Annotated in this window: 19 protein-coding genes and 1 pseudogene; 7 read left to right on the top strand and 13 right to left on the bottom strand. The window is 59.9% G+C overall.

The window, feature by feature from the left end:
* Positions 1-113: 113 nt before the first annotated feature.
* From AC15MQ_RS10620 to AC15MQ_RS10585, 8 genes are all read right to left on the bottom strand, one after another.
* On the bottom strand, positions 114-248 hold the full coding sequence (locus tag AC15MQ_RS10620; RefSeq protein ID WP_483080100.1) for a hypothetical protein: 135 nt from the start codon (positions 246-248) through the stop codon (positions 114-116).
* A 267-nt stretch (positions 249-515) separates the two neighbouring features.
* Positions 516-6,182, bottom strand: a complete 5,667-nt coding sequence (locus AC15MQ_RS10615) for a tetratricopeptide repeat protein (protein WP_483080099.1) — start codon at positions 6,180-6,182, stop codon at positions 516-518.
* 72 nt (positions 6,183-6,254) lie between these two features.
* Positions 6,255-6,974 (bottom strand): hypothetical protein, encoded by a 720-nt coding sequence (locus tag AC15MQ_RS10610; RefSeq protein ID WP_483080098.1) that lies wholly within the window; start codon positions 6,972-6,974, stop codon positions 6,255-6,257.
* A 54-nt stretch (positions 6,975-7,028) separates the two neighbouring features.
* A complete protein-coding gene (locus AC15MQ_RS10605; RefSeq protein ID WP_483080097.1) occupies positions 7,029-7,946 on the bottom strand; it encodes a hypothetical protein in 918 nt (305 codons plus the stop codon).
* Entirely contained in the window at positions 7,906-8,481 is a 576-nt protein-coding gene (locus tag AC15MQ_RS10600) for a protein DA1 (RefSeq protein ID WP_483080096.1), read from the bottom strand. Before AC15MQ_RS10600 ends, AC15MQ_RS10605 begins: the two co-directional genes overlap by 41 nt.
* A gap of 255 nt (positions 8,482-8,736) precedes the next feature.
* Complete coding sequence (locus AC15MQ_RS10595; RefSeq protein WP_483080095.1) at positions 8,737-8,982, bottom strand: hypothetical protein; 246 nt, start codon at positions 8,980-8,982, stop codon at positions 8,737-8,739.
* 10 nt (positions 8,983-8,992) lie between these two features.
* Positions 8,993-10,246: a protein kinase domain-containing protein gene (locus tag AC15MQ_RS10590; protein WP_483080094.1), complete on the bottom strand. Its 1,254-nt coding sequence runs from the start codon at positions 10,244-10,246 to the stop codon at positions 8,993-8,995.
* A gap of 11 nt (positions 10,247-10,257) precedes the next feature.
* The gene (locus tag AC15MQ_RS10585) at positions 10,258-11,685 is read right to left on the bottom strand and encodes a protein phosphatase 2C domain-containing protein (protein ID WP_483080093.1); all 1,428 of its coding nucleotides are present in this window, start codon (positions 11,683-11,685) and stop codon (positions 10,258-10,260) included.
* 485 nt (positions 11,686-12,170) lie between these two features.
* On the opposite strand from AC15MQ_RS10585, the gene AC15MQ_RS10580 reads away from it, so the two are divergent.
* From AC15MQ_RS10580 to AC15MQ_RS10570, 3 genes and pseudogenes are all read left to right on the top strand, one after another.
* Positions 12,171-13,211: an IS5 family transposase gene (locus AC15MQ_RS10580; protein ID WP_483080092.1), complete on the top strand. Its 1,041-nt coding sequence runs from the start codon at positions 12,171-12,173 to the stop codon at positions 13,209-13,211.
* A 1,102-nt stretch (positions 13,212-14,313) separates the two neighbouring features.
* On the top strand, positions 14,314-15,588 hold the full coding sequence (locus AC15MQ_RS10575; protein ID WP_483080639.1) for a DNA recombination protein RmuC: 1,275 nt from the start codon (positions 14,314-14,316) through the stop codon (positions 15,586-15,588).
* Positions 15,589-15,731: 143 nt separating this feature from the next.
* Positions 15,732-15,854, top strand: a pseudogene (locus tag AC15MQ_RS10570) (IS1595 family transposase); the annotation flags it as partial.
* A 151-nt stretch (positions 15,855-16,005) separates the two neighbouring features.
* Here the strand turns inward: AC15MQ_RS10570 and AC15MQ_RS10565 are convergent.
* The 4 genes from AC15MQ_RS10565 to AC15MQ_RS10550 form a co-directional block, all read right to left on the bottom strand.
* A complete protein-coding gene (locus tag AC15MQ_RS10565) occupies positions 16,006-16,437 on the bottom strand; it encodes a hypothetical protein (protein WP_483080091.1) in 432 nt (143 codons plus the stop codon).
* Complete coding sequence (locus tag AC15MQ_RS10560) at positions 16,437-17,639, bottom strand: recombinase family protein (protein ID WP_483080090.1); 1,203 nt, start codon at positions 17,637-17,639, stop codon at positions 16,437-16,439. Before AC15MQ_RS10560 ends, AC15MQ_RS10565 begins: the two co-directional genes overlap by 1 nt.
* Before the next feature lie 460 nt (positions 17,640-18,099).
* Positions 18,100-18,723, bottom strand: coding sequence for an RES family NAD+ phosphorylase (locus AC15MQ_RS10555; protein WP_483080089.1), 624 nt, complete (start codon positions 18,721-18,723; stop codon positions 18,100-18,102).
* A 61-nt stretch (positions 18,724-18,784) separates the two neighbouring features.
* Positions 18,785-19,165, bottom strand: coding sequence for an antitoxin Xre-like helix-turn-helix domain-containing protein (locus AC15MQ_RS10550; protein ID WP_483080088.1), 381 nt, complete (start codon positions 19,163-19,165; stop codon positions 18,785-18,787).
* Positions 19,166-19,336: 171 nt separating this feature from the next.
* On the opposite strand from AC15MQ_RS10550, the gene AC15MQ_RS10545 reads away from it, so the two are divergent.
* Positions 19,337-19,573: a hypothetical protein gene (locus AC15MQ_RS10545; protein ID WP_483080087.1), complete on the top strand. Its 237-nt coding sequence runs from the start codon at positions 19,337-19,339 to the stop codon at positions 19,571-19,573.
* 150 nt (positions 19,574-19,723) lie between these two features.
* Positions 19,724-20,260, top strand: coding sequence for a hypothetical protein (locus tag AC15MQ_RS10540; protein ID WP_483080086.1), 537 nt, complete (start codon positions 19,724-19,726; stop codon positions 20,258-20,260).
* A 151-nt stretch (positions 20,261-20,411) separates the two neighbouring features.
* On the opposite strand, the gene AC15MQ_RS10535 is transcribed toward AC15MQ_RS10540, so the two are convergent.
* Complete coding sequence (locus AC15MQ_RS10535; RefSeq protein WP_483080085.1) at positions 20,412-21,212, bottom strand: hypothetical protein; 801 nt, start codon at positions 21,210-21,212, stop codon at positions 20,412-20,414.
* 261 nt (positions 21,213-21,473) lie between these two features.
* Here AC15MQ_RS10535 and tnpA point away from each other — a divergent pair, with 261 nt between their 5' ends.
* Both tnpA and AC15MQ_RS10525 read left to right on the top strand, forming a co-directional pair.
* Complete coding sequence (gene tnpA / locus AC15MQ_RS10530) at positions 21,474-21,905, top strand: IS200/IS605 family transposase (RefSeq protein ID WP_483080084.1); 432 nt, start codon at positions 21,474-21,476, stop codon at positions 21,903-21,905.
* 337 nt (positions 21,906-22,242) lie between these two features.
* Positions 22,243-22,587, top strand: coding sequence for an AAA family ATPase (locus AC15MQ_RS10525; RefSeq protein WP_483080638.1), 345 nt, complete (start codon positions 22,243-22,245; stop codon positions 22,585-22,587).
* Positions 22,588-22,617 lie beyond the last annotated feature (30 nt).

Below are 22,617 nucleotides of genomic sequence, written 5' to 3'. Positions count from 1 at the left end.
TCGGTTTGAACTTCGCCTCGAAAATGAACTGCGAGACTTCGGTGGTCGCGATCTCTTAAGCGTAAATGCCGGCACCGAAGGCTTTTTCTGGTACCGGCTTGATACGCGTTGGGTCAGAAGCGCAGGACAGGAACGTCGTAGTCCGCAATACGCGTATTGATCGCTTCGCGCATCTGATCGATGAGCTGATCCAGCCACAACAGGTAGGCGTCGATGCTGCGGTCAATGGACGCCTCGTGCTTGGACACCGTGCGCCAACAATACGGCCGTGCCGTCGGGCACGGTAATGGCCGACAACCGAGCCTCAGCTGGCTGAGTTTGAGGCCCCGTTGGCGAGCGAGGGGGCTGAGCGAATCATAGGCAATGGCATGGCATTTCCTTTCCAGTGGGACGACGAAGTTGTCGTTACTGGTAAATGCCGATGCTGCGCGATTTTTGTGGGGAATTGCTTTCCCGAAGGGGAATAGGCAGGGCCGAGTCCAGTCGGCACCGCCTATTCTCCGGGCTTGTTGCCCTCAGTGGGTCGCTATTCCCCGCTGCGGATAGCCGTAGATCTGGATGAAGGACGCCAGCTCCCTGAGGTTGAAACGCAGATCAGCGTCTTCCTTTGTATCGTTGATGAACCCCTCCACCCACGTGCCAATCGTCTCCCTCAAATGCTCGATAGACAAAGGCTTTTCGTCCAGTTTGTCTAGCTTGCCTTTAGTGCCGGGAATGCTCTGCAAGATGACATGGAACCAGTCCTGCCATGCCGCATGGTCGAATCCGGCCAGCTTGCCGTCCTCGGTCTGCGGCAGGACCGCCAGCAAGCCTTCGACATAGGCGGTTTTACAGTATTCACCGAAGCACTTCACCGTATCGATGCGCCCGTCAGCCTGCCGATCCTTTCCGCCCCCCGGCCAGCGGGCTTCGGCGAACTCGCTGCGAGCGCGCAGCGTCGCCCGGTACGCGGCGTCCTCCCGATCGGCAAAGGTGTGCTGCAGGTGGTAATTGACCAGGGCGGAGAAGAACGGCATGTAGGCATCGAGCACCGGAATCCAGCTGCCGACGACGACCTTCGAACCGCGCAGCAGGAAGGCACTGGCCACACCCAGGGCGTTGCCCAGGTCATCCTCGCTCGTGCGCCCGACCAGACAGGCACTCAGGAAGACCAGGTCGGCCTGCAGCCGGGCCGCCATGATCCGCCCGACGTTGAGCTTGCCGGCTTCGCCCCCGCCCAGTAACAGGTGGGCGTCGGCGCCATGGCTGTGATGCCCGTGACAGGCAATGTGCAGGTAGCCCAGGCGCTGTCCGGAGAGGCGGGCAAGGTCCTCGGCCGTGCGCAGCACTGGCGCCTCCGGTTGGCCCTGCAGATGCTGCACCAGAACCGCTTCCTGCCATGCCATGGGGATCGGGGTCGGACGGTCCGACGTCATGCCCTGCAGCCACGCGGTCTTCTGCCAGCCGGCCGGCAGCGCCGGGTCGCAGGCGACGACCAGCGCATGCTGGGTGGCGCGCTCGTCCACCGGTCGGAAGTGGCGCTCGAGCAGGAAATACGGCAGACCGGGATAGACCACGGTCAGGCGATTGTCTTCCTGCCCGTCGGGCAACAGCCGTTGCCAGGGCAGTGCATGCAGCAGGTCGTCGGTGCAGACGACCAGGTGCCCGATGCCGTCGAGGTGTGGTGCAATCGCCTCCTCGAAGGCTCGATCGAAGTCCCGCAGCAGCGTGCCCGGCGTCTCATCGGACAGCGCGGCGGCGTTCTCGTCCTCGGCGCCGGCCGTTTTTGACGCAGCCTTCCCTCCGGCAGATCCGTCTCGCCACACGCCTGTATCGGTCCGGGGCGTGTAGCCGACAAAACGCCGGGCGAGCGGCAGCAGGCGGCCAAGATCGAGGACGGTTCCCGATCCGTCGGCGCGCAGCACATACCCCAGCGCCAGATTGCCGTCAGCGTGGAGCACAAGGAGAATCAGGATACCTTCGCCAGGCGCGAGACGGGCGACGATCTCGGCCTGGGTCACCGGTTTGAAGGCACCGGCAAAACGGTAGCCCGGGTCATATTCAGCGACCGCTTGGACCAGTGCTTCCCGCTCGGTGCGCTTGGCCTGGATCTTTTGCTGAAGGATGGCCAGATGCTCGACTACTGCCTCCCGCGCTGGTGCCGCCATCGCCGCTCGGTGGCCGTTCTCGCCTCCCATGGCGTTGCCGCTGCCATTGCTGCGTAGGGCCTCGAATTCCAGCAGCAGCGCCTGGAACTCGCGGCTAACCTCGGCGAGTTGGCGCTTGGTCTCATCGGTCACGCTGTCCGCTTCCAGATCGGCCTGTATCCAGTGCATGACGTTGCGCGACTGCACCGCCTGCGCAATTTCCGGCAGGACAGAATTTTGTCCGAACGCGAGAACATGAATGACGTACTTCCCGACGAAGCTGAAGAAATGCTTCAGATCGTCGACGGAGGAAAGGCTTCCCACCCGTTTATCCAGTCGGGCGAGAAAGAGCGCCATGGCTTGAGAAAAGAAGGTCATCAGCTCTTCTTCCACCAAGGAATAGGAACGTGTTTCGGCGGTTTTGCCCCCGTATTCCGACGCCTCCTCAACCAAACTTGGCCAACCGTTGTACATAGTATCCTCGTGATGAAGGAGTAGCATGCGCAGCCGTCTCATCTGCTCCTTGCAGCTTCGTGCATCTCCTACCACGGACAGCCAGTTCGCCAGGGTGCCGAGGCTCATGGCGAGGTCCGGGGTATAGGCGGCCGGATTGTCCCGGGCGAGGGCTTCGCAGAGATCCACGGCCCGCCGGGCGGACGCCAGCGCCGCCGAGCGTTCCCCGGCCTCGGACAAGTGAATCGCCAGGTTATTGAGGCTCCTGGCGAGGTCCAGGGTATAGGCGGCCGGATTGTCCCGGGCGAGGGCTTCGCAGAGATCCACGGCCCGCCGGGCGAGCGCCAGCGCCGCTTGGTGCTCCCCGGCCTCGGACAGCCGGTTCGCCAGGGTGTCGAGGCTCATGGCGAGGTCCGAGGTATAGGCGGCCGGATTGTCCCGTGCGAGGGCTTCGTAGAGATCCACGGCCCGCCGGGCGGACGCCAGCGCCGCCGGATGCTCCCCGGCCTTGGACAGCCAGTTCGCCAAGTTGTTGAGGCACATGGCGAGGTTCGGGGTATAGGCGGCCGGATTGTCCTGGGCGAGGGCTTCGTAGAGATCCACGGCCCGCCGGGTGGACGCCAGCGCCGCCGGGTGCTCCCCGGCCTCGGACAGCCAGTTCGCCAGATTGCCGAGGCCCCCGGCGAGGTTCGGGGTATAGGCGGCCGGATTGTCCTGGGCGAGGGCTTCGTAGAGATCCACGGCCCGCCGGGCGGACGCCAGCGCCGCCGGATGCTCCCCGGCCTTGGACAGCGGGTCCGCCAGAGTGTTGAGGCTCGTGGCGAGGTCCGGGGTATAAGCGGCCGGATTGTCCCGGGCGAGGGCTTCGCAGAGATTCACGGCCCGCCGGGCGGACGCCAGCGCCGCCGGATGCTCCCCTGCCTTGGACAGCCACATCGCCAGGGTGCCGAGGCTCCTGGCGAGGTCCGGGGTATAGGCGGCCGGATTGTCCCGGGCGAGGGCTTCGTAGAGATCCACGGCCCGCCGGGCGGGCGCCAGCGCCGCTTGGCGCTCCCCGGCCTCGGACAACAGTTTCGCCAAGCGATAGAGGTTCCCGGCGAGGTACGGGGTATAGGCGGCCGGATTGTCCCGGGCGAGGGCTTCGTAGAGATCCACGGCCCGCCGGGCGGGCGCCAGCGCCGCTTGGCGCTCCCCGGCCTCGGACAACAGTTTCGCCAAGCGATAGAGGTTCCCGGCGAGGTACGGGGTATAGGCGGCCGGATTGTCCCGGGCGAGGGCTTCGTAGAGATCTACGGCCCGCCGGGCGGGCACCAGCGCTGCCGGGCGCTCCCCGGCCACGGCCAGCCAGTTCGCCAAGTTGTTGAGGCTCCCGGCGAGGTTCGGGGTATAGGCGGCCGGATTGTCCCGGGCGAGGGCTTCGTAGAGATCCACGGCCCGCCGGGCGGGCGCCAGCGCCGCCGGGCACTCCCCGGCCTCGGACAGCCGGATCGAAAGGTGGTGGAGGCTTCCGGCGAGGTCCGGGGTATAGGCGGCCGGATTGTCCCGGATGAGGGCTTCGTAGAGATCCACGGCCCGCCGGGCGGGCGCCAGCGCCGCCGGGTGCTCCCCGGCCTCGGACAGCCAGTTCGCCAGATTGCCGAGGCTCCCGACGAGGTACGGGGTATAGGCGGCCGGATTGTCCCGGGCGAGGGCTTCGTAGAGATTCACGGCCCGCCGGGCGGGCGCCAGCGCCGCTTGGCGCTCCCCGGCCTCGGACAACATGTACGCCAAGTGGTTGAGGTTCCCGGCGAGGTACGGGGTATAGGCGGCCGGATTGTCCCGGGCGAGGGCTTCGTAGAGATCTACGGCCCGCCAGGCGGGCACCAGCGCCGCTTGGTGCTCCCCGGCCTCGGACAGCCGGACCGCCAGGTTGTCGAGGCTCCTGGCGAGGTACGGGGTATAGGCGGCCGGATTGTCCCGGGCGAGGGCTTCGTAGAGATCCACGGCCCGCCGGGCGGGCGCCAGCGCCGCTTGGTGCTCCCCGGCCTCGGACAGCCGGACCGCCAGGTTGTCGAGGCTCCTGGCGAGGTACGGGGTATAGGCGGCCGGATTGTCCCGGGCGAGGGCTTCGTAGAGATCTACGGCCCGCCAGGCGGGCACCAGCGCCGCTTGGTGCTCCCCGGCCTCGGACAGCCGGACCGCCAGGTTGTCGAGGCTCCTGGCGAGGTACGGGGTATAGGCGGCCGGATTGTCCCGGGCGAGGGCTTCGTAGAGATCCACGGCCCGCCGGGCGGGCGCCAGCGCCGCTTGGTGCTCCCCGGCCTCGGACAGCCGGACCGCCAGGTTGTCGAGGCTCCTGGCGAGGTACGGGGTATAGGCGGCCGGATTGTCCCGGGCGAGGGCTTCGTAGAGATCCACGGCCCGCCGGGCGGGCGCCAGCGCCGCTTGGCGCTCCCCGGCCTCGGACAACAGGTTCGCCAAGCGGTTGAGGTTCCCGGCGAGGTACGGGGTATAGGCGGCCGGATTGTCCCGGGCGAGGGCTTCGTAGAGATCTACGGCCCGCCGGGCGGGCACCAGCGCCGCCGAGCGCTCCCCGGCCTCGGACAGCCGGACCGCCAGATTGCCGAGGCTCCCGGCGAGGTCCGGGGTATAGGCGGCCGGATTGTCCCAGGCGAGGGCTTCGTAGAGATCCACGGCCCGCCGGGCGGGCGCCAGCGCCGCTTGGTGCTCCCCGACCTCGGACAACAGGTTCGCCAGGTGGTTGAGTTTCCCGGCGAGGTACGGGGTATAGGCGGCCGGATTGTCCCGGGCGAGGGCTTCGTAGAGATCCACGGCCCGCCGGGCGGGCGCCAGCGCCGCCTGGTGCTCGCCGACCTTGGCCAGCCGAATCGCCAGGGTGTTGAGGCTCCCGGCGAGGTTCGGGGTATAGGCGGTCGGATTGTCCCGGGCGAGGGCTTCGTAGAGATCCACGGCCCGCCGGGCGGGCGCCAACGCCGCCGGGCGCTCCCCGGCCTCGAACAGCAGGTTCGCCAGGCTGTTGAGGCTCGTGGCGAGGTCCGGGGTATAAGCGGCCGGATTGTCCTGGGCGAGGGCTTCGTAGAGATCCACGGCCCGCCGGGCGGACGCCAGCGCCGCCGGATGCTCCACGGCCTCGGACAGCCGGTTCGCCAGGGTGTTGAGGCTCGTGGCGAGGCCCGGGGTATAAGCGGCCGGATTGTCCCGGGCGAGGGCTTCGTAGAGATCCACGGCCTGCCGGGCGGGCACCAGCGCTGCCGGGCGCTCCCCGGCCACGGCCAGCCAGTTCGCCAAGTTGTTGAGGCTTCCGGCGAGGTCCGGGGTATAGGCGGCCGGATTGTCCTGGGCGAGGGCTTCGTAGAGATCCACGGCCCGCCGGGCGGACGCCAGCGCCGCCTGTTGTTCTCCCAGCGAGGACAGCGTTAGACTTTTTTCGTGAAACACCCGCGCTTGAAGTACAAGTAGCTCTTCGGAAAGAGGAGCATCGAATTCCTCCAATAAATCTTCCGTGATCGTCAGTTCCAGCAATGCATCCTGCGGACGATCAGTGCTCCCAAAATCCATTGCTTGCCGGAGATGCCTCTTGACCTCATCGATTCTTTCTTGCACTCAGTTCTCCTTCCGAGCCCACCCAGGCCGATGGCAGCGCTTATTTTTACCGCTTCGGCCCCAATATTTGCCTCAACGTCGTGCGTACAGTAACTCGACGTTGAGTTCACCGTTTTCGCCGTCCCATGCCCCGACCCACAAAAAATCTGTGCTGTCCGAGGACAGGCCAAGTGCTTCCAAGTCGGGTGAAGGAACGTGCACCACCTTCTGCAAGGGGGTGCACTGCCATTGGCTCTCCACGTGCTGCCGATGGCTGTGGTTATCGGTGACGAATACACGAAGCGCTGGCATCTCTACGACTTTGCGTATGCTGCAGATCCATTTTTTGTCTTCAAAAGCGACCACCGGGCGAAGAGCGAAGCTCACACCGTCTTTTCCCCAGGCAGGCTTTTTTTCGCCGAGAATCCAGATATCCTTGCCATGGGCCGTGTCCGGCGCACCTTCACCACGAACTTCCGTCCGGCGAGCCAGCGCGGGCATGTAGGTGGGCTGGATTGCCTCGAACGCCGTGTGATAAGTGTCCTCCAGCAGCTTCTGGAGATTGTCGATCAGCGCCCGCCCGGCCTCGGGCAGCTTGGCCAAGCCTTCGAGCATGCCGGAAACCAGAAACGCCCTCTTTTCGCCTGCCGGCGCTCTTTGTTGAAGCCTGGTCAGGGCCTTGGCAAAGACAGCCTTATGCGGTTCATAACGCTCGGCAAATTCCGCGTCGCGCTGCTCCTTCGGCTTCATGAAGTGAAATTTCATGAAGGCACTTACATCATTTTCAAATTGCTCATCCCATTTATCAGTCATTTTAAACTCCATAATTTTCGCTTTCCGCGTGTATTTGAATTTCGCTCATCGGCATTACAGGCCGAGTTTTGTGAGTTCGCGTTGATCGCTGAGACGGTCGGCAAGCTGATGGCCGACAAACATATTAAATTGGTGTTGCTTGTCCCTCGCCTGATAGTCAGTCAATTTTATTTCGTCTGCGACCGAATCTCGAATTTGTCTCATCACCTGTAGATCTGTGATTTCTTGGAATTGGCCATGATCAAGCCAATTCAGGTAGTGCCTTCTAAAGCACTCCCATATGGGCTTTTCAGGATCATGCTCGGCAAAATGAAGCTCTATTATTACATTGCGCACGCATACTCGGAATTTGGCTACCGAGGAGGAGGCAACGTCACCTCGTTGAATCGCTTCGTAATACAGTGTCTCCAAAATGTCGAAATCGTCATTTTCATCGTCAGTACCCGCTGCAAACAATGCATCCTTGCCGATTTCCTTCTTGCACCATTCCCTGAACATCGTCCGCACCAAGTTACCGCCGATCCAAATGGCTACTTCGCGTATGGACGTCGGGTCACCTGCGAATTTTCCGCCATACCCATAAGCAGAATTCTTGCCATATTTGATGCGGATGCGTTCATCCGCAAGACTATAAGCCAAGGCGTCATCTATAAGCTCGATCACAGTCAAAATAAGGAATTCATTGAAAGACGATCCTGCATCATTGGGGTTGTGCGCGAAGCCGTATGCTTTACGCAACTCCCCTTTGTATATCCAGCCTGCATAGGAACGGAAGAATTCCATAACTGAGGTCAGGTGATCCACCTGCAGCGTTATACCATGCTTGTTATTGAAAGCATCGTCTTGGTTATATAGAGCGGCTAACGCCTCAAAAATCTCGTATATTTCACTTACTCTTTTCTCTTGTCGTTCTTTGTGCTTGTTCAAATACTCACGATTCGCTGTACCTTTTGGTTTTGTTTGTTCTTGCATAACGCCCCCCTTGACGAAAATGTTCCATCAACCCGGAGAAGCTCCGGATCTGCTTGTACTGCTGACGCACCTCCCGAAACCCATCGCCATATAACGGGCTGGGATCCTGACGCAACTGCTCCTCAAAAATCCGCGCCGCCGGGGCATCGAATTGTTTGAGCCAGAAATACCCCAGGAGGTTGGCGGTACCCTCTTCCAGAGCGGCGTCGAGGTTCATCTTATTGACGGAGGAATATACATGAAAACACTCATGTGCCAGGGTGCTGCAGCATAGCAGGCGGGGCATGCCTTCGCGCAGCAGGACGCGGAAATTTTGGTCAATGATGATGCCGCACCAACTGCGCGAATTCGTCACTGTCAGACCGAGGGTGTTCGCACATCCCCCCGTGGCAACGATGTCTGCCCGGCTCGCCAAGGTGACGACCTTGCTGGGCAGGACCGATTGCAAGTCGATGGCGAGCTTCTCCTTGAGAAAGCCCGTCACGTCAGTCCACAATTGACCCACCTGGTCTTGTTTGCAGATGGCGGTCGCCATGCATCCAGGGCAAAGCCCGGACGCACCGGTCGGTATTTTCTGAAGAGTGTTTGGGTGATACGGACGGGAACAGGCCCAACAAATGGACATCGCAGAGGCATGGTGAGCACAATAGCCTTGCCCCCACGAATCGATGAAATATCTTCCTTGAATCGGTTGATGGCAAACCTGACAATCGAGGTTCATGACGAACTCCAAAGAAAAGGGGTGGCGCCTGGCGCCACCCCCGGGTAATTGAGAGAAAAACCGCGAAGACTAGCCATCGCGACCCGAGCCAATGAACCTGTTGTTCCGGTCCCGATAGATCGGGTCAGTACGGCGATTTCCGTTAAAGACCCTGAACCACTCATCGGACATATTTGTGAGCACGTGACCGAGGAACGTATATCGAGCATCGGCATTCATCCGGTTTTGCAGAACGCGATCCTTGAGGCTAACCGGCACTGCCGGCGGGCGCCCGAAGCGGGGGAGGGGCAGCAGATTCAACAGATTGAAACGCATGGTTTTTCCTTTACACACTGATCACATACAGTTCGACATCGGCCACTCGCAGCACCGCGTCCTTCGAGGGGGCTACCAAGACCGACTCGCGCTTGCCGATCGGACGCCAGGAACCATTGGCATCGCGATACCAGGTTCCGTTCATCGAGTTGTTGTCGGTGACACGCAGAAACGGGCCGACACGCTGAACATCGATGTGCTGACCGGAGACCTTGGACGAAAGGAGGTCGGAACGACCGATCTTCTTCCCTGCGGCCGACGGAATGGGGATCCGGTTGCCGTTCGGCAAGACCAGGGCGGGGGTGCCGAAATCGGCGTGGCAGTGAGGGCAGGCGCGTTTTCGGGAATCGACGAACACCGGCTGACTGCACTTCGGGCACGCGAAAACCCGCCCCTCTTCGAGCAAGGTGCGGAAATACTCGGCCCATTCTGATGCACTCGGGCGCTGGTCCGGATGGGCACTAAAGCTGTGCCGGAACAGGTGCGCCAACCGCGTATCGAGCATTTCGGCCTTGTAGATCGCCGACGCGGCCTCTTCCGGCCGCTGGGGGTTGTAAAGATCGACAATCCAGCGACCTTGCGCCCGTGCGGCCTTGAACTCATCTACCGACTTTGCATGACTCGCATCGTCCTGGCGCAGGATCAGGATATGCAGCAAATGAGCCATCGCATAGACGTCCGCGGCGGCAGAGACGTAGCGCGGATCGCCGGTTTTTCGAATCTCGGGGGCGAACCACGTTTCGTCACCCAGCATCACGGGGCCGTGCGGCATGCCGGGCGCGACGTAGTTGTCTAAATCGATGTACAAAACCGAATCGTCGGGAAGCCGGAAGATGTTTTCCGGCCGAAAATCTCCAAGAGCGACGTTCTGTCCATGCAGGATCGCCAGCCCGGCCGTGACCACTGCAGCGAATTTGATATCTGAGTCATAGCCGGGGCTGGCGACAGTGCCGTCCAGGTAGGCACCGAACGTAGGGGCGTCGATATATTCGGTGACGTATCCCTGTTCCCCGCTGGCGGCAGCGACCATTTCGATGGGCAGAACAATCGGCGGATTGCCTTTGAACGGGATCCTGGACAGGTACTCCGCGCGCTGAATATCGACCCCGCTTGCCCCGCGGAAAATTTTGATCGCCATCGTCCTATTGGTTTTGAGGTCCTTGCCCTTGTATACGTCTGCCTGCCCCCCGACACCGATATGGTCAATTACGCGGTACTTGTTTTTGCCGCGAGTGCTTCGGACAGTTTCGCCGTTCCTGATCATGATGTTCTCCGTTAAGGGGTGGCCAGCGCCACGATGGTCATGTTGTCGTCAGCGAGAAAACTGCCGTCGTTGCTTCGTAACGTGCCGTAGTAAGCAACGACGTTATCGATGACGTTCTGCAAGGAGGTGCTGTTGCGATAGCGATCGGTGAGATATGTCATGAAGTGCTCGCCATCGACCCGGTCAAACACTCCGTCACTGCCTAGGGCGAGAAGCTCCTCTTTCCCCCGCCGAGCTTCCTTGAACTGCGGAGCGCCGTAGGTGGTGGGTCCGATGAGACGGGTCACCTCGTTCTGGTGGGCTCCCTTATGGGCTTCCATCAACGGCTCGACACTCCCATCCGACCGGCATACGTAGGCTCCGCCATCGCCCATCCATCCGCAGATGTATTGCTCCGCATCGGCCCCAACGACAATCAGCGTTGTCGCGAGTGCTTCTTCCTCTGGCTCATAACCGAGATGCCGCGCGATCTCGGCCATGACCTCACTGCTTCTGGCGAACACCGCCTCGATGGCGGTACGCAACGTCCCTTCGCCGCTCAAACGGGCCAGGACTTGCCATGCCACCGCGGTAACGATGCGACTGGCACGATTGCCGTCGGTGTACCCTCCGAGACCGTCGGCGGAAATCAGGAAGGTTGTCTTGTCCTGCAGATGAACCCCGCTCGCGAAATCGTCATTTTTGCTCCGAACCGGCCCCTTGGCGCTGATGATGCCAAGTTGTGATGGGGCCAAAGCATGCAGTTGTCTCTGATCGCCTTTGCTGGGCATAAACCGCCATGCGTCGAGCGGCGTAACGTCGAGTGCAATGCACTGATTTGCAAAGGTGAGAGCGAACTCGGCATCCGGCGAGAGGCCGCTCACCGGCTCGCCGGGCTCCTCGGTTGGGGCCTCCGTTACGTCCTGGACGGCTTTATCCTGCGGCGCGGCACCGTCTTTATCTTCGCCGCGCCGGCGACTTATGAATGGAGAGCTTGCGCCCCTTATGCCGGCGACCAGCGCCCCGCCGGTGACAGCGCCAGCAAGAGCGCCGGCGGCCATCATCAGAGACGGGTCAGTGGCTACGGTCGGCTCTGTGGCACCTGATGCCAAAGCACTGGCCCCGTTGGCGCTATTCGGGGGGATATCAAAACTCGGCTCGGTCCACTTCGTCACTTCTGTGTTCACTGTCATCGAATTTCCGTTCCAATAGGGGGCCTGCCAAAAACTGTTTCGCATGACAGGGGGTTCTGCCAGCGGCCCGTTATATATGTCTGTAATGCTCAGTTCCGAATGACATTCGGCCGTTCTGAAGAGCGGCTCATCGCGCTTCATCGTGCCGCAAGCGCCGCCAATAAGATCTCCTTCAAACAACCGGTAGCTGATTTCACTTTCGGCGCCCATACCGGGAGCCGCTTGGGATAGCGCCAGAACAGCGCTACAGATCATGCTCAATTTCATGGTTTGTTCCTCGGGATGCGAAAGTTGATAAGAGATCTGCCCAGGCGGCGAAGTCGCAAAGCGATGGCGATGCCGACTTTGTGGCATCCCGCCCCGGGTTGCGTCTGCGCTGAAATGCCTCTCTGCACGTTGTTCCAGTACGAGCGGAGACCATCGCCAGCCCGTCGAAAGAACTCGCCGCAACGCTCAACTCGTGTAGGGTTACCGGGTCTGCTTATCCGGACCAGACGCTTGAACTCGTCTGGGCTCAGCGAAACTCGCTGAAAATGGGAACTGTATTTCCCGCTCGTTTTTCCGCTCATCGTGCTCACCTCCGGTTCGTGGGTTACCTGAAGTAAAAATGCCGACCACTAGGGGGTTTTTTGGGGAAATTATTTTTTGGGGCCTCCGGAGAAGACTTTCCAGTGCAGTCAAGAGGGGCGTTGGTGTAGTATATTGGCATCGCCCCCGGAGGGTCCGGGGTGGGCTGTCGGAGGAGATCGATCATGGCGATGCGCGTGAAGCCGGACACTGGCGAGGTGGGGCTGAAGCAACAGTACCGGGTGACGAACTGGTCGGAATACGATCGGGCCTTGGTCAACCGGGGGAACCTGACGATCTGGTTTGACGAGGCGAGTATTCGGGACCAGTGGACTCCTGCACCACCGGTGGGCCGTGGCAAGCCCGGGCTGTACTCGGACACCGCCATCCAGACGTGCCTGACGATCAAGGGGCTGTTCCAGTTGCCGTACCGCGCCACGGAGGGACTGATCAAGTCGCTCATGCGCCTGTGCCAACTGGACTTGCCGGTGCCGGATCACACCCATATGTCGCGACGGGCTGCGCAGCTTTCGGTGAAGATTCCTCGTCGGCCGCGCAAGGGTCCAACGCATGTGGTGGTCGATTCGACGGGACTGAAGATCTTCGGCGAAGGCGAATGGGCGGAGGCGGGGTTGCGTGAAGCATCGCTTCGCGCCGCCGGAGCCGGTCGGCTGTGCAAAGCCGACCGTGGAACGGTGCGTCAGCACGGGGTGGGTAAGCGTCGCACGTGGCGGAAGATCCATCTGGCGGTTGACGAGACCAGTAAGGACATCATCGGCATCGAAGTGACGACCACCGCTTGGGGCGACAGCGAAATCTTGCCCGGCCTGCTCGATCAGGTCGAAGGCGAGATCGCCCAAGTCTCGGCCGATGGCGCCTACGACAGCCACGGCTGCCATGCGGCGATCGCCGAGCGGGACGCGCGTGCCACCATCCCGCCCCGCGATGGAGCGGTTGCGTGGGGAGACGACCACCCCCGCGACGCCATCCTCCAGGAAATCGAAGCCAAGGGACTCGCCAGCTGGAAGAACGACAGCGGTTACCACCGGCGCAGCATCGCCGAGAACATGATGTTCCGGCTGAAGCAACTGGGCGACAGCCTGTACTCCCGAACCTTCGAGCGGCAAGTGACAGAAGCTCACGTTCGCGCCGCCATCCTCAACACGTTCACCTACCTGGGCATGCCGCGTTCTGACCGGGTAGGGAAAATTGCGTCCGCTGCATGAAGCAGCGCGGGAAAAAGGGAGAGTCATGCCGAAAAAAGGGAGAGTCATGCCGAAATTTCGCAACCAAGCCAAATGGCATATTAGTAGTTTCTAATAGTGCACCAACGCCGCTTTGAGCGGCTCACATAATGAAAGCCCCCGGCTTTGCCGGGGGATGGTTACTAAATGTTTCACCATGGCTTTTAAATATTAATTATCTCGACTGAATCTGCTGCCTGATCGAATTGCTACCTCTTTTCAGCATCGTAAGGTTACAAATTTTCTATAACAAGTATAAGAAAGGTTTTCAGTGACCGATATTCTGCTAATCGTTACTATTATCCTGCTTCTTTCTACTCTGGCCCTCTTAACTGTTCTATTGAAAAGAGCATCGCAGGCCGATGCCTCAGTGCTTGCACCCCGTCTTGATGCATTTGAAAAGGCACAGGAGCGTACCGAGCGTGCGGTTAGAGAGGAGGTGGCTCAAAGCCGGGACGAATTGAATAAATCGGATCGAGAGCAACGCCAGGAACTTACCGAAGCTTTCAAAACATTCGGTGATTCCGTGGTGCATAGGATGATGGACATTGCCAATGTGCAGAAGGGACAACTTGTGGCCTTCACTGGCCAACTTGATTCTTTTGCCAAAGCAAGTGGTGAAAGATTTGAGGCTGTTCGAGCCGAATCTGCTACGGGAGCTAAACAGCTACGCGAAGAAGTGGTGGGTACGCAAAAAGCTTTGTCGGAGACTATCACCGGAACTATGAGCGAATTGGCAAATGTCCAGAGAAAACAACTCGATTCTTTCTCAGGTCAACTTGGCTCGTTTGCCAAAGCCAGCGGAGAAAGACTCGATGGAGTCCGGGCCGAGTTAGCTTCTGGAGCGAAGCAACTTAGAGAAGAAGTAGTAGGTACACTGAAAGCACTTTCCGAGTCCATTACAAAAAACATGGGTGAAGTGGCCAATGTTCAGAAGGGGCAACTCGATTCTTTCTCAGGCCAGCTTGGATCCTTTGCTAAAGCCAGCGGAGAAAGACTCGACGGTGTACGTGCCGAATCTGCATCAGGAGCGAAGCTCCTTCGTGAGGAAGTCGTGAAGACACTCAAGAGTATCTCTGAGACGATGGCAAAGACGATGGTAGACTTAAGTATTGCCGAGAAAGCTCAACTTGAGTCATTTTCCGGGCAAATCGCCTCATTAACTAAGACCAGCAGCGATAAACTCGATGGTATCAGGGTGGAGTCCGCTACAGGAGCCAAGCAGTTAAGGGAGGAGGTTATAGCAGCTCTGAAAGGTATTACGGAAGCCACAACCAAAACAATGAGCGAGTTGGCCAATCTCCAGAAGATACAACTTCAAGCAATGTCACACGAAATTGAGAAGCTTTCAGGTTCGAACGAGAAAAAACTTGAGGCGGTTAGGGTCACTGTAGAAACTAAGCTCCAGAGCATACAGACCGATAATGCCAAACAGCTTGACCAAATGCGGCAAACCGTAGACGAAAAATTGCAAGGAACGTTAGAGAAGCGTTTAGGAGAGTCCTTCAAGCAAGTCAGCGAACGTTTGGAGCTCGTACACAAGGGGCTTGGTGAAATGCAGTCGTTAGCTACAGGGGTGGGCGATCTTAAAAAGGTACTTACCAACGTCAAGACTCGCGGAACGTGGGGTGAGATACAACTTGGTGCGTTGTTGGAGCAGGTACTCAATCCCGATCAGTTCGCTACAAATGTGGCAACAAAAGACGGTGGCGAGCGTGTCGAGTTTGCAATAAAGTTGCCAGGACAAGGAACGGACAAAGATGAAATCATCTGGCTTCCAATAGATGCCAAGTTCCCTGTCGAAGACTACCAACGTCTGATGGATGCGCAAGAGAGAGGCGACGTCGACGGAGTGGACGCTGCAGGGAAACAGTTAGAGGCTCGTGTTAAGGCTTGTGCAAAGGACATCTGCTCGAAGTACCTGAACCCACCCAAGACTACAGACTTTGCTATCCTTTTCTTGCCTATCGAAGGTCTCTTCGCAGAGGTGATACGCAGGACAGGGCTGACTGAATTTATACAAAGGGAATGTCGTGTAATTATTGCAGGCCCAACTACTCTGTGGTCAATTTTGAGCAGCCTACAAATGGGCTTTCGGACACTTGCTATCCAGAAGCGCTCCAGTGAAGTCTGGAATCTCTTGGCTGCAGTTAAAACTGAGTGGACAAAATATAGTGAAGTTCTCGATGCTGTCCAGAAGAAGCTGAATCAAGCATCCGACACAATCGAGAGAGCAAAGGTGAGATCAAGAGCTATTGGCAGGAAACTTAGGGAAGTGCAAGAGCTTCCAGTAGGAGAGGCGGCCGCCTTGCTTCCTCCGAGTGCATCAGGAGATGACGGAGAGTATGATGAAGAATGAGTTATTAATGCGGCATTATGGAGCAGCCACCCCAACCTCCTGGGGGCCGTCCCGGCGCCGACGCTTTTTTCCGTCAAGCGCATCCTGTGAGCCCGGCCACGGATACACTGGTGCACACGACATACCCCCCGTGAGCCCCTGCGATGAGTCTGCATTTCCTGCTGAAAGCCGAAGCCCGGACGCGGTCCCTGGTGGAAGTCCTGGGCATGAGCGACGATGATGCCTTTACCCTGTTCCGGCGCGTGCGCTGGGGCGATGGGGACGAAGAGTTGGTCCTGGAGAACAGTGCCGCGCTGTCGGCATTCATGCTCGTGAAAGTTCGCCTGATGTTGGGTACCATGATCCTTGAAGACACGTCAGAAGAGATCTGCCCGCACGATGGTTTTCGGCTAACGCTCAGGTAAGCTTCGGCGCTGGTCAGGCTCCAGCCGTGCGAGGTTTCAATGTGCTCTGGGTTGAGGGGGGCAGGCGGTACAGGTGTGTTCTCTGGAGTTCCCACTCCACCGGAAACGGCAGCATCAGATCCTTCAACGTCAGGCTCGCAGGCTGCTTTCCGGCAAGGATCGCCTCCACGATATCCGGCGCCAGCAACGCCAACCGCACCACACGACTGACAAACGACCCACCGATCTTCTCCGCCCTCGCGATATCCTCCAGGCATCCATAAGTCCCATTCTCCAGCAGCTTCTGCCACCGAAACGCCCTGGCGATCGCCTTGATCATCGTGTTGTCGATCGTGGCCATCGGCGCCGGGTTGCCCTGCGTGCCATCCGGCAATAGGATCACCTTGCGCCCACCCCGCAGCTTGAAGGTCATTGGCAGATCAACAGAAATCACATTGCTGTCCATCACGCGGCCTTTCTCGGGGGCATCACCGACTGGATCAGTTCCTTCATGCCCGCCGTCTTCATGTCGATGCGAAGGCCCGTGGGGCTGACCGTCACCCGTTCCACCAGCAACTGAATGATCCGCGCCTGCTCGGCGGGGAAGAGTTCATCCCACACCGGCTCGATCGACTGCATCGTCGTGATGACCTCCTGCGCATCCGCCACCGGATCGAGCGCCACCACCTCGCGAATGGCCTGCGACATCACTTCGGGCGCCAGCAGCACTTTCCTCACCTGCGCGATCACCGCCGCCTCGATCTCGCCGGCCGGCACGCGCGCCACCGAGCACGCCTCCCTGCCGATCTTCATCGACGCCGTATTCACGTAGTAGCGATACACCTTGTCACCCTTGTGCGTCGCGCCCGGCGTCATCGCCCAACCATCATCGGCGAAGATCAGTCCCTTCAATAGTGCAGGTGCTCGGGATGGCCGATTCTGCCGAGCCCGTTCTTCCGGCTCCCCACGCCCCAACATCGCCTGCACCTGCTCCCACACCGCCCGATCCAGAATCGCCTCATGCTCGCCGGTGAAGTGCTGGCCCTTGTACGCGGCGATCCCGATGAAGACCGGATTCTGGAAGAGCTTGTACAGATAGCCCTTGTCGATCAGCTTCCCGGCGCGGGACTTGTCCTTGAGCGTCGTCCAGGACTTCGTCGTGACGCCTTCGGCGCGCAGTTCGCGACACAGGGTGGTTACCGACCCGAGCGCGAGGTACCGCGCGAAGATTCGCCTGACCAGCGCCGCCTCGGTGACGTTCGGCACCAGTTTGCGCTCGACCACATCGTAGCCCAGCGGCGGCATGCCGCCCATCCAGATCCCCTTCGCCCGACTGGCGGCGATCTTGTCCCGCACACGCTCCCCGCCCAGCTCCCGTTCAAACTGCGCAAACGACAAGAGGATGTTCAGCGTCAGCCGTCCTCGGCCGATCATCAAGAGGCCGCGCGCCGCGAGCTCATGCACCGGATCATCGAAGGTCTTGCAATCACTGCGGCGATAGTCCACCACGCCACGCTCACAGGCCGAGAGCAGCGCTTGCTGTTTGGCCTGCCGGCACCGCTCATTGTTCTGACACCACAGGTCAAGGATGTACCAAGGCGGAATCCAGTCAGCGTCGTCCCAGTAGCGGTCACAGTGCTCCGGAGATATGGTGGGCGGCAGATTCATGGGGGCCAATTTTACTTGGCACACCTTGGAACCGTAAGGACTGCCGGGCGCTGGTCATCAATGACTTTCCGATTGGCCCATGCGAATCGTGCGAAGGGAAGTGGCCGGGACAGCCCCAGCGGTACCAGGACGGCGCAACGACGCTGGCAGCGGACCAGTGAGACCGTCACCGATCGGCTCAACCAGGCGATGGCCACCGTACCCTGAAAAAATATTGCCAGATGTTGGGGATGTCTGTGTGCTGCGGCGAAAATCTGCGGAGCGTCGCCAAATCCGGGGCGCCGAGAGGGTGTCGCACCTCGGACCGTTTTTCGCTACAGTCACGGCGATGGTTGGGAGAGTCGCGGTAGCGAAGACACATCTCTCCTTGGCGGCATGATCCAAACAATACTCCCGCCGGCTACGCTCGCGGGTGCCTTTATTTGGGTGCTGCGAAAAATCTCGGGGCGTTCGCTACGAGCTACTTCTTCGCCGCAGGGCAAGGCATCGCCAATGCGATCACTTCGTGATCGCGCCGCCAGATCACTCCGCGCGGATGAACGGCGAGCCACCAGTTCTGTTGGGTGGGCAGAGGCCTCCTGCTCGAGAAAGCGTTGGGGGTGAGCACCGCCAGACACCAGCTCGTCTGAGGGTCGCGCACGGACCCATAGACGATGGCACCCACACCGGCATCCCTGGCGGTGCGAGCGAAGGACTGCGTCGCGGTATAGTCAGTGGGGTGCGTCCAGGACACGGTATCGGTGCTGAAGGGCGCCTTGCGGAGGTCAACCGCAGTCGTACGCACCTCGGAACGGAAGGCGGTGTGTGCAACCGGGCCGATCCGGTCGAGGCCTTCTGCATCTTTCAGGAACCGCCAGCGCCAGTAGCCCAGCTCGGCGCAAGCCGTACGAACCGTTGCCGCGCCGTAGAACACGCCCGGGTCAGAAACGGATCGGAAGCGAGAGCCGTGAGCGGTGGGAGGGTATCGAAACGGCGTGGCTAATAGGTAGTCGAGCCCGTCCGTAGCGTCGGGCAATGCCGGTTTACTGGCTTCGAGGAGCGACTCCAGGACTTCCTGTTCTGCGGCGTCATCGACGATCTTCATCGTCGATGCCACATGTTGGGCTTCGACGACGCGCCAGATCAGGCCGCGCCAGTCCCGGGCCTCAGACGAGACCGCGAGAGGCGTCCAGGTAGTGGACGACACGAACGAGTCCTTCGGTGGTGCTGATGAGATCGACCGGGCGACCGTTGAGCCCTTGGTTGTTACTGGCGAGCCATTTGCGTGCGGTTCCTTGCTCACCGACGATGGAGTCCAGCGAACGGAACGCGCGGACGAACAACAAGGCCAACTCCCATTCCTTGCGCTTCTGGTCCAGGTGATAAGCGCCGGAGTACAGTCGGGTGACCGTTGCGGCACTGACACCCAGGACCTTGGCGAGTACGGACCGCTGGATATCCAGGTGATCAGCCGCACGGGTCACTGCCTTGGTGAGGACCGCGGCGGGCTGGGGGATGTTCGCTGCTTGAACGGTAGTGCTTGGCATCTCGCTCTCCTTTCTATGGAAATTATAGGCGATGTAAATTTCCGTGGGAAGTCACATCCTCAGCATGCGTGTAATCAATGTGGCAGGAGACAACACTGAAACTGATAGGTACCAAGGATGACTGCTCATAGCGCTTGACTTCCTGTAACATACATTGAACGAGTTGGCGGAGTGTCATTCGCCGCGACCCAGACGCTCGACTGGTTGCACTCGGGAGTACGCCAGTCCCCTAAGGGCATTGCCGGGATTGACAGAAGGCTGCGCCAGATTCCCTGTTTCGGCCGCAACCGCATCTTCCTGCTGGCGCTCGACGAAGTGGAATTCGTCCACTCCGACATCGGCGGCGTGCAGATCGTCGGCAACCAGCGGCAGGGCACCACCAAATTGAGACTGAGTGCACGTCGATAATCCGCTGCCACCTTCAGTTCCTGGTCAACCTCGAACAGATCGCCGAGATCTAATTGCTCGAAAATAGCACCGCGGAGATCGCCACCCGCAGCGGCAGGCGGGTGCTGGTCAGTCGTCGGCATCTGCGCGAGCTGAAGGAGAGGTGACTCATTGTCTGACCGAGCGACGTTTGGTCTGGTGGAGCGATCCGCGAACGCGGGAGGCGCAGCGCACTCGCTGGTGTGCCAGTTCGATGCCTGGGTGGCAGCCCATTCGGATCGACTGCCGTTTCCCCTTCGGCAGCTTGAACGTACCGGCGACCACGCGACCTATCGACTGGTCGGCATCACTGATCACCTCTCCGTGTTCGTCGGCAATGACAGCCTCAGCGTGGTAGTCGAGTGGCAAGGCCAGTGCTGGGACATGCTGCTCAGCCTGGATGCCGTAGGCGAAGCGGTCGACGGCGGCTATCGCTGTCAACTGTGCTGTGAGGATCACGCCGAAACCGCGCTGTTTACCACCCTGGACCGTCTTTGGGAAGACCATCTCTTCCTGCCGTTCGCGAACTGGATTGACCAGGCGCTCCGTTCCGCCACCCACTTGTACATTGAAAGCACGCCAACATTGAGCGCCACCTGGGCAAGTGTAGTCACGCTTGACAGTGAAGTGGGTGAGCGTGATGGCGTAGCGCTCCCACTACGCATCTGATCCGCAAGCAGACCACTTCGGCCAATGGACGGGCACCAGAGAAATGGCAGCACCTGACGGCGACCTCCGTCGCGCAGATGCACAACCGGGGTTGCCGACACTTTGGCGACTCGATACAACGATGGCGAACAGGTGAACTTTCGCCGTTTGTTCATCGGGACTTGCGCTTCCCTTTCTTGGCCTTTCTTGCGGAACCCACTACCGGTGCGGCACTGCTCTTGAGCACTTTCGAGTCCTCAAAGCTGTCAAATTCCGCCGCCGACATTTCAAAAAACTCAGCGTTTTTCAGAGAGTCGACTACCTCGCTTTTGCGATCGCCAAGCCCAAAAAATGACAGATCGTAGCAAATGCTGTGAAGAATCTGCAGCAGGGTTGGTGGCCCAAAATTGATCTCTTCCATGGCGATTGCCCGGCCAGCCTTCGCCTTCAGATCCCGGCCATGAACAAATACCTTCGAAGTCCGCTCCAGTCGGAGTGGATAGTGCAGACATGTCCGGACACTGGCGCCGCACATGCTCCACTCTTGCCGGTCACCGACGTTGCTGCCATTCGAACCAGGGTCGCGCTGCGGGAACCCGATTCCCACCAGCCCCAGGCGCGTCATCACTTCATAGGACTCGGTGCGCAGGTCAACTGCGCAAGGGCGGGTCAGAAGCAGATATTCCACCTCGTCCGGTTCGTCGGCGCCCGTGTCGGAACCTGACTCCCCGGCAAACGCTTCCTCGACCAACTCCACTGCCCAAAAGCGGCGAAGGACCTGCAACAAAGGCGTGTTGTTCTTCAGAAGCAGCAGGACATCACGCAAGGTGACTCCCTCATCCAGGACCGCCAACTCGCAGAGGTATTCGACCGCTAGTTCGGACACGTCAGTCTCGACGAGGTAGGGGTCCGAATAAAACAGCAAACCGCCGGGTTTCAGCTGGACGTGGCTAGCTGGCTCGATCAATTCCATTGTTTTCTCCTCGGTGGGGCCTGTTGGCCATGTGCGCCCGGCAACGACGCCACGCTTGAGGCGGCTCGGCGGCGGCCATTGTCGCGCAGTCTATGGTGGGAAGCGAGTCTCCTGCCCCGTGGCTGGCTACTACAGTTTTTTAACCAAGCCGGGAAATCCCCCGGCTCTGCCGGGGTGGCCGTAGAAGTTTGACATTTCAGGGAGTCCATCAGGGAAACTTGAGGTCGTGAGCCGCCAAGCACATGACTGTGGAGAATCCCGATGGACGAGTTTGATAGCCTAAGTCACTCGAAGTGGGAGTGCAAATATCACGTGGTGTTTATCCCGAAGTGTCGACGCAAGACACTCTATGAGCAGTTGCGAAGATACCTTGGGGAGTTGTTCCGCAAGCTGGCTGAGCAGAAAGAGAGCCGGATCGAAGAAGGGCATCTGATGCCCGATCACGTTCACATGCTGATCTCGATCCCTCCGAAGTACGCGGTATCGCAGGTGGTTGGGTACATCAAGGGCAAGAGTGCGATTCACTTGGCCCGTGTGTATGGTGAGCACAAAAGGAACTTTGTTGGCCAAAGCTTCTGGGCGCGCGGGTACTTCGTCTCAACCGTAGGGCGAGACGAAGCAGTGATCCAGCGGTACATACAGGACCAAGAGCACGAGGATAAGCGCCTGGATCAGCTGAGCCTATGGCGTTGATTTGCCACCTTTAGGTGGCGCAAGAAAGTCAGGGTCGCGTTAGCGACCCTGTTTAGCCGCTTTGAGCGGCTTACACAATGAAAGCCCCCGGCTCTGCCGGGGGATGGTTACTGGCGCATGTTCGGGTAGCTCGGCTGGCGGGCAAATAGCACGCAAGTTTTCCCGAGGGATGCCGTAAAATTGAGCCGCGGGGTCGCCCGTATGCTCTCTCTGCCAGACTCGCAGGCGCCTGCGCCTGGCGTGTGATAGGTCGGTGAGCGCACTGTTCGGAATTCGGCAATTCCGCAGAAACCTGTCGGCAGGTCGATCAAGCAACAAGAACGAGAGGAGGTTCCTCATGAGTTCATCACCAGACTGGCGCGATGTCTTTTGCGGCCGCGATGACGAGCTGAAGCAACTGATCGGCGCCTACGACGCTGTCACGAACGGTGCCGGCCCTCGCCTGGCTGTGGTCTGTGCCGAGCGCGGCATGGGCAAGACGCGCCTGGTGCAGGAGCTGTATCGCACAAACTGTCGAGCGGACGCGATCCGGATGACTACTGGCCCGACGCGTCACTCTTCAAGGGCAACAATCTGCGTGTTGCGCCGGACTTCAACGACCCGCAGACGACGGCACACTTCGCTGCCTCCACCACCAACGAACGGCCGATGCCGTTTCTCTGTGGGGATTCCGACTCAATGATCCGGAGGACCGCAACGCGATCCGTTCCGA

It is taken from the genome of Candidatus Accumulibacter propinquus (assembly GCF_056856495.1).
The sequence above is the reverse complement of the archived record's forward strand: the minus strand, read 5'-3'. Positions and strand labels throughout refer to the sequence as shown.

Excerpts from the sequence above, each read along its gene's own strand:
- AC15MQ_RS10610 (WP_483080098.1), bottom strand. The coding sequence starts at position 6,974 with ATGACTGATAAATGGGATGAGCAATTTGAAAATGATGTAAGTGCCTTC.
- AC15MQ_RS10605 (WP_483080097.1), bottom strand. The coding sequence starts at position 7,946 with ATGCAAGAACAAACAAAACCAAAAGGTACAGCGAATCGTGAGTATTTG.
- AC15MQ_RS10600 (WP_483080096.1), bottom strand. The coding sequence starts at position 8,481 with ATGGCGACCGCCATCTGCAAACAAGACCAGGTGGGTCAATTGTGGACT.
- AC15MQ_RS10595 (WP_483080095.1), bottom strand. The coding sequence starts at position 8,982 with ATGCGTTTCAATCTGTTGAATCTGCTGCCCCTCCCCCGCTTCGGGCGC.
- AC15MQ_RS10590 (WP_483080094.1), bottom strand. The coding sequence starts at position 10,246 with ATGATCAGGAACGGCGAAACTGTCCGAAGCACTCGCGGCAAAAACAAG.
- AC15MQ_RS10585 (WP_483080093.1), bottom strand. The coding sequence starts at position 11,685 with ATGAAATTGAGCATGATCTGTAGCGCTGTTCTGGCGCTATCCCAAGCG.
- AC15MQ_RS10580 (WP_483080092.1), top strand. The coding sequence starts at position 12,171 with ATGGCGATGCGCGTGAAGCCGGACACTGGCGAGGTGGGGCTGAAGCAA.
- AC15MQ_RS10575 (WP_483080639.1), top strand. The coding sequence starts at position 14,314 with ATGGCAAAGACGATGGTAGACTTAAGTATTGCCGAGAAAGCTCAACTT.
- AC15MQ_RS10565 (WP_483080091.1), bottom strand. The coding sequence starts at position 16,437 with ATGGACAGCAATGTGATTTCTGTTGATCTGCCAATGACCTTCAAGCTG.
- AC15MQ_RS10560 (WP_483080090.1), bottom strand. The coding sequence starts at position 17,639 with ATGAATCTGCCGCCCACCATATCTCCGGAGCACTGTGACCGCTACTGG.
- AC15MQ_RS10555 (WP_483080089.1), bottom strand. The coding sequence starts at position 18,723 with ATGAAGATCGTCGATGACGCCGCAGAACAGGAAGTCCTGGAGTCGCTC.
- AC15MQ_RS10550 (WP_483080088.1), bottom strand. The coding sequence starts at position 19,165 with ATGCCAAGCACTACCGTTCAAGCAGCGAACATCCCCCAGCCCGCCGCG.
- AC15MQ_RS10535 (WP_483080085.1), bottom strand. The coding sequence starts at position 21,212 with ATGGAATTGATCGAGCCAGCTAGCCACGTCCAGCTGAAACCCGGCGGT.
- tnpA (WP_483080084.1), top strand. The coding sequence starts at position 21,474 with ATGGACGAGTTTGATAGCCTAAGTCACTCGAAGTGGGAGTGCAAATAT.
- AC15MQ_RS10525 (WP_483080638.1), top strand. The coding sequence starts at position 22,243 with ATGAGTTCATCACCAGACTGGCGCGATGTCTTTTGCGGCCGCGATGAC.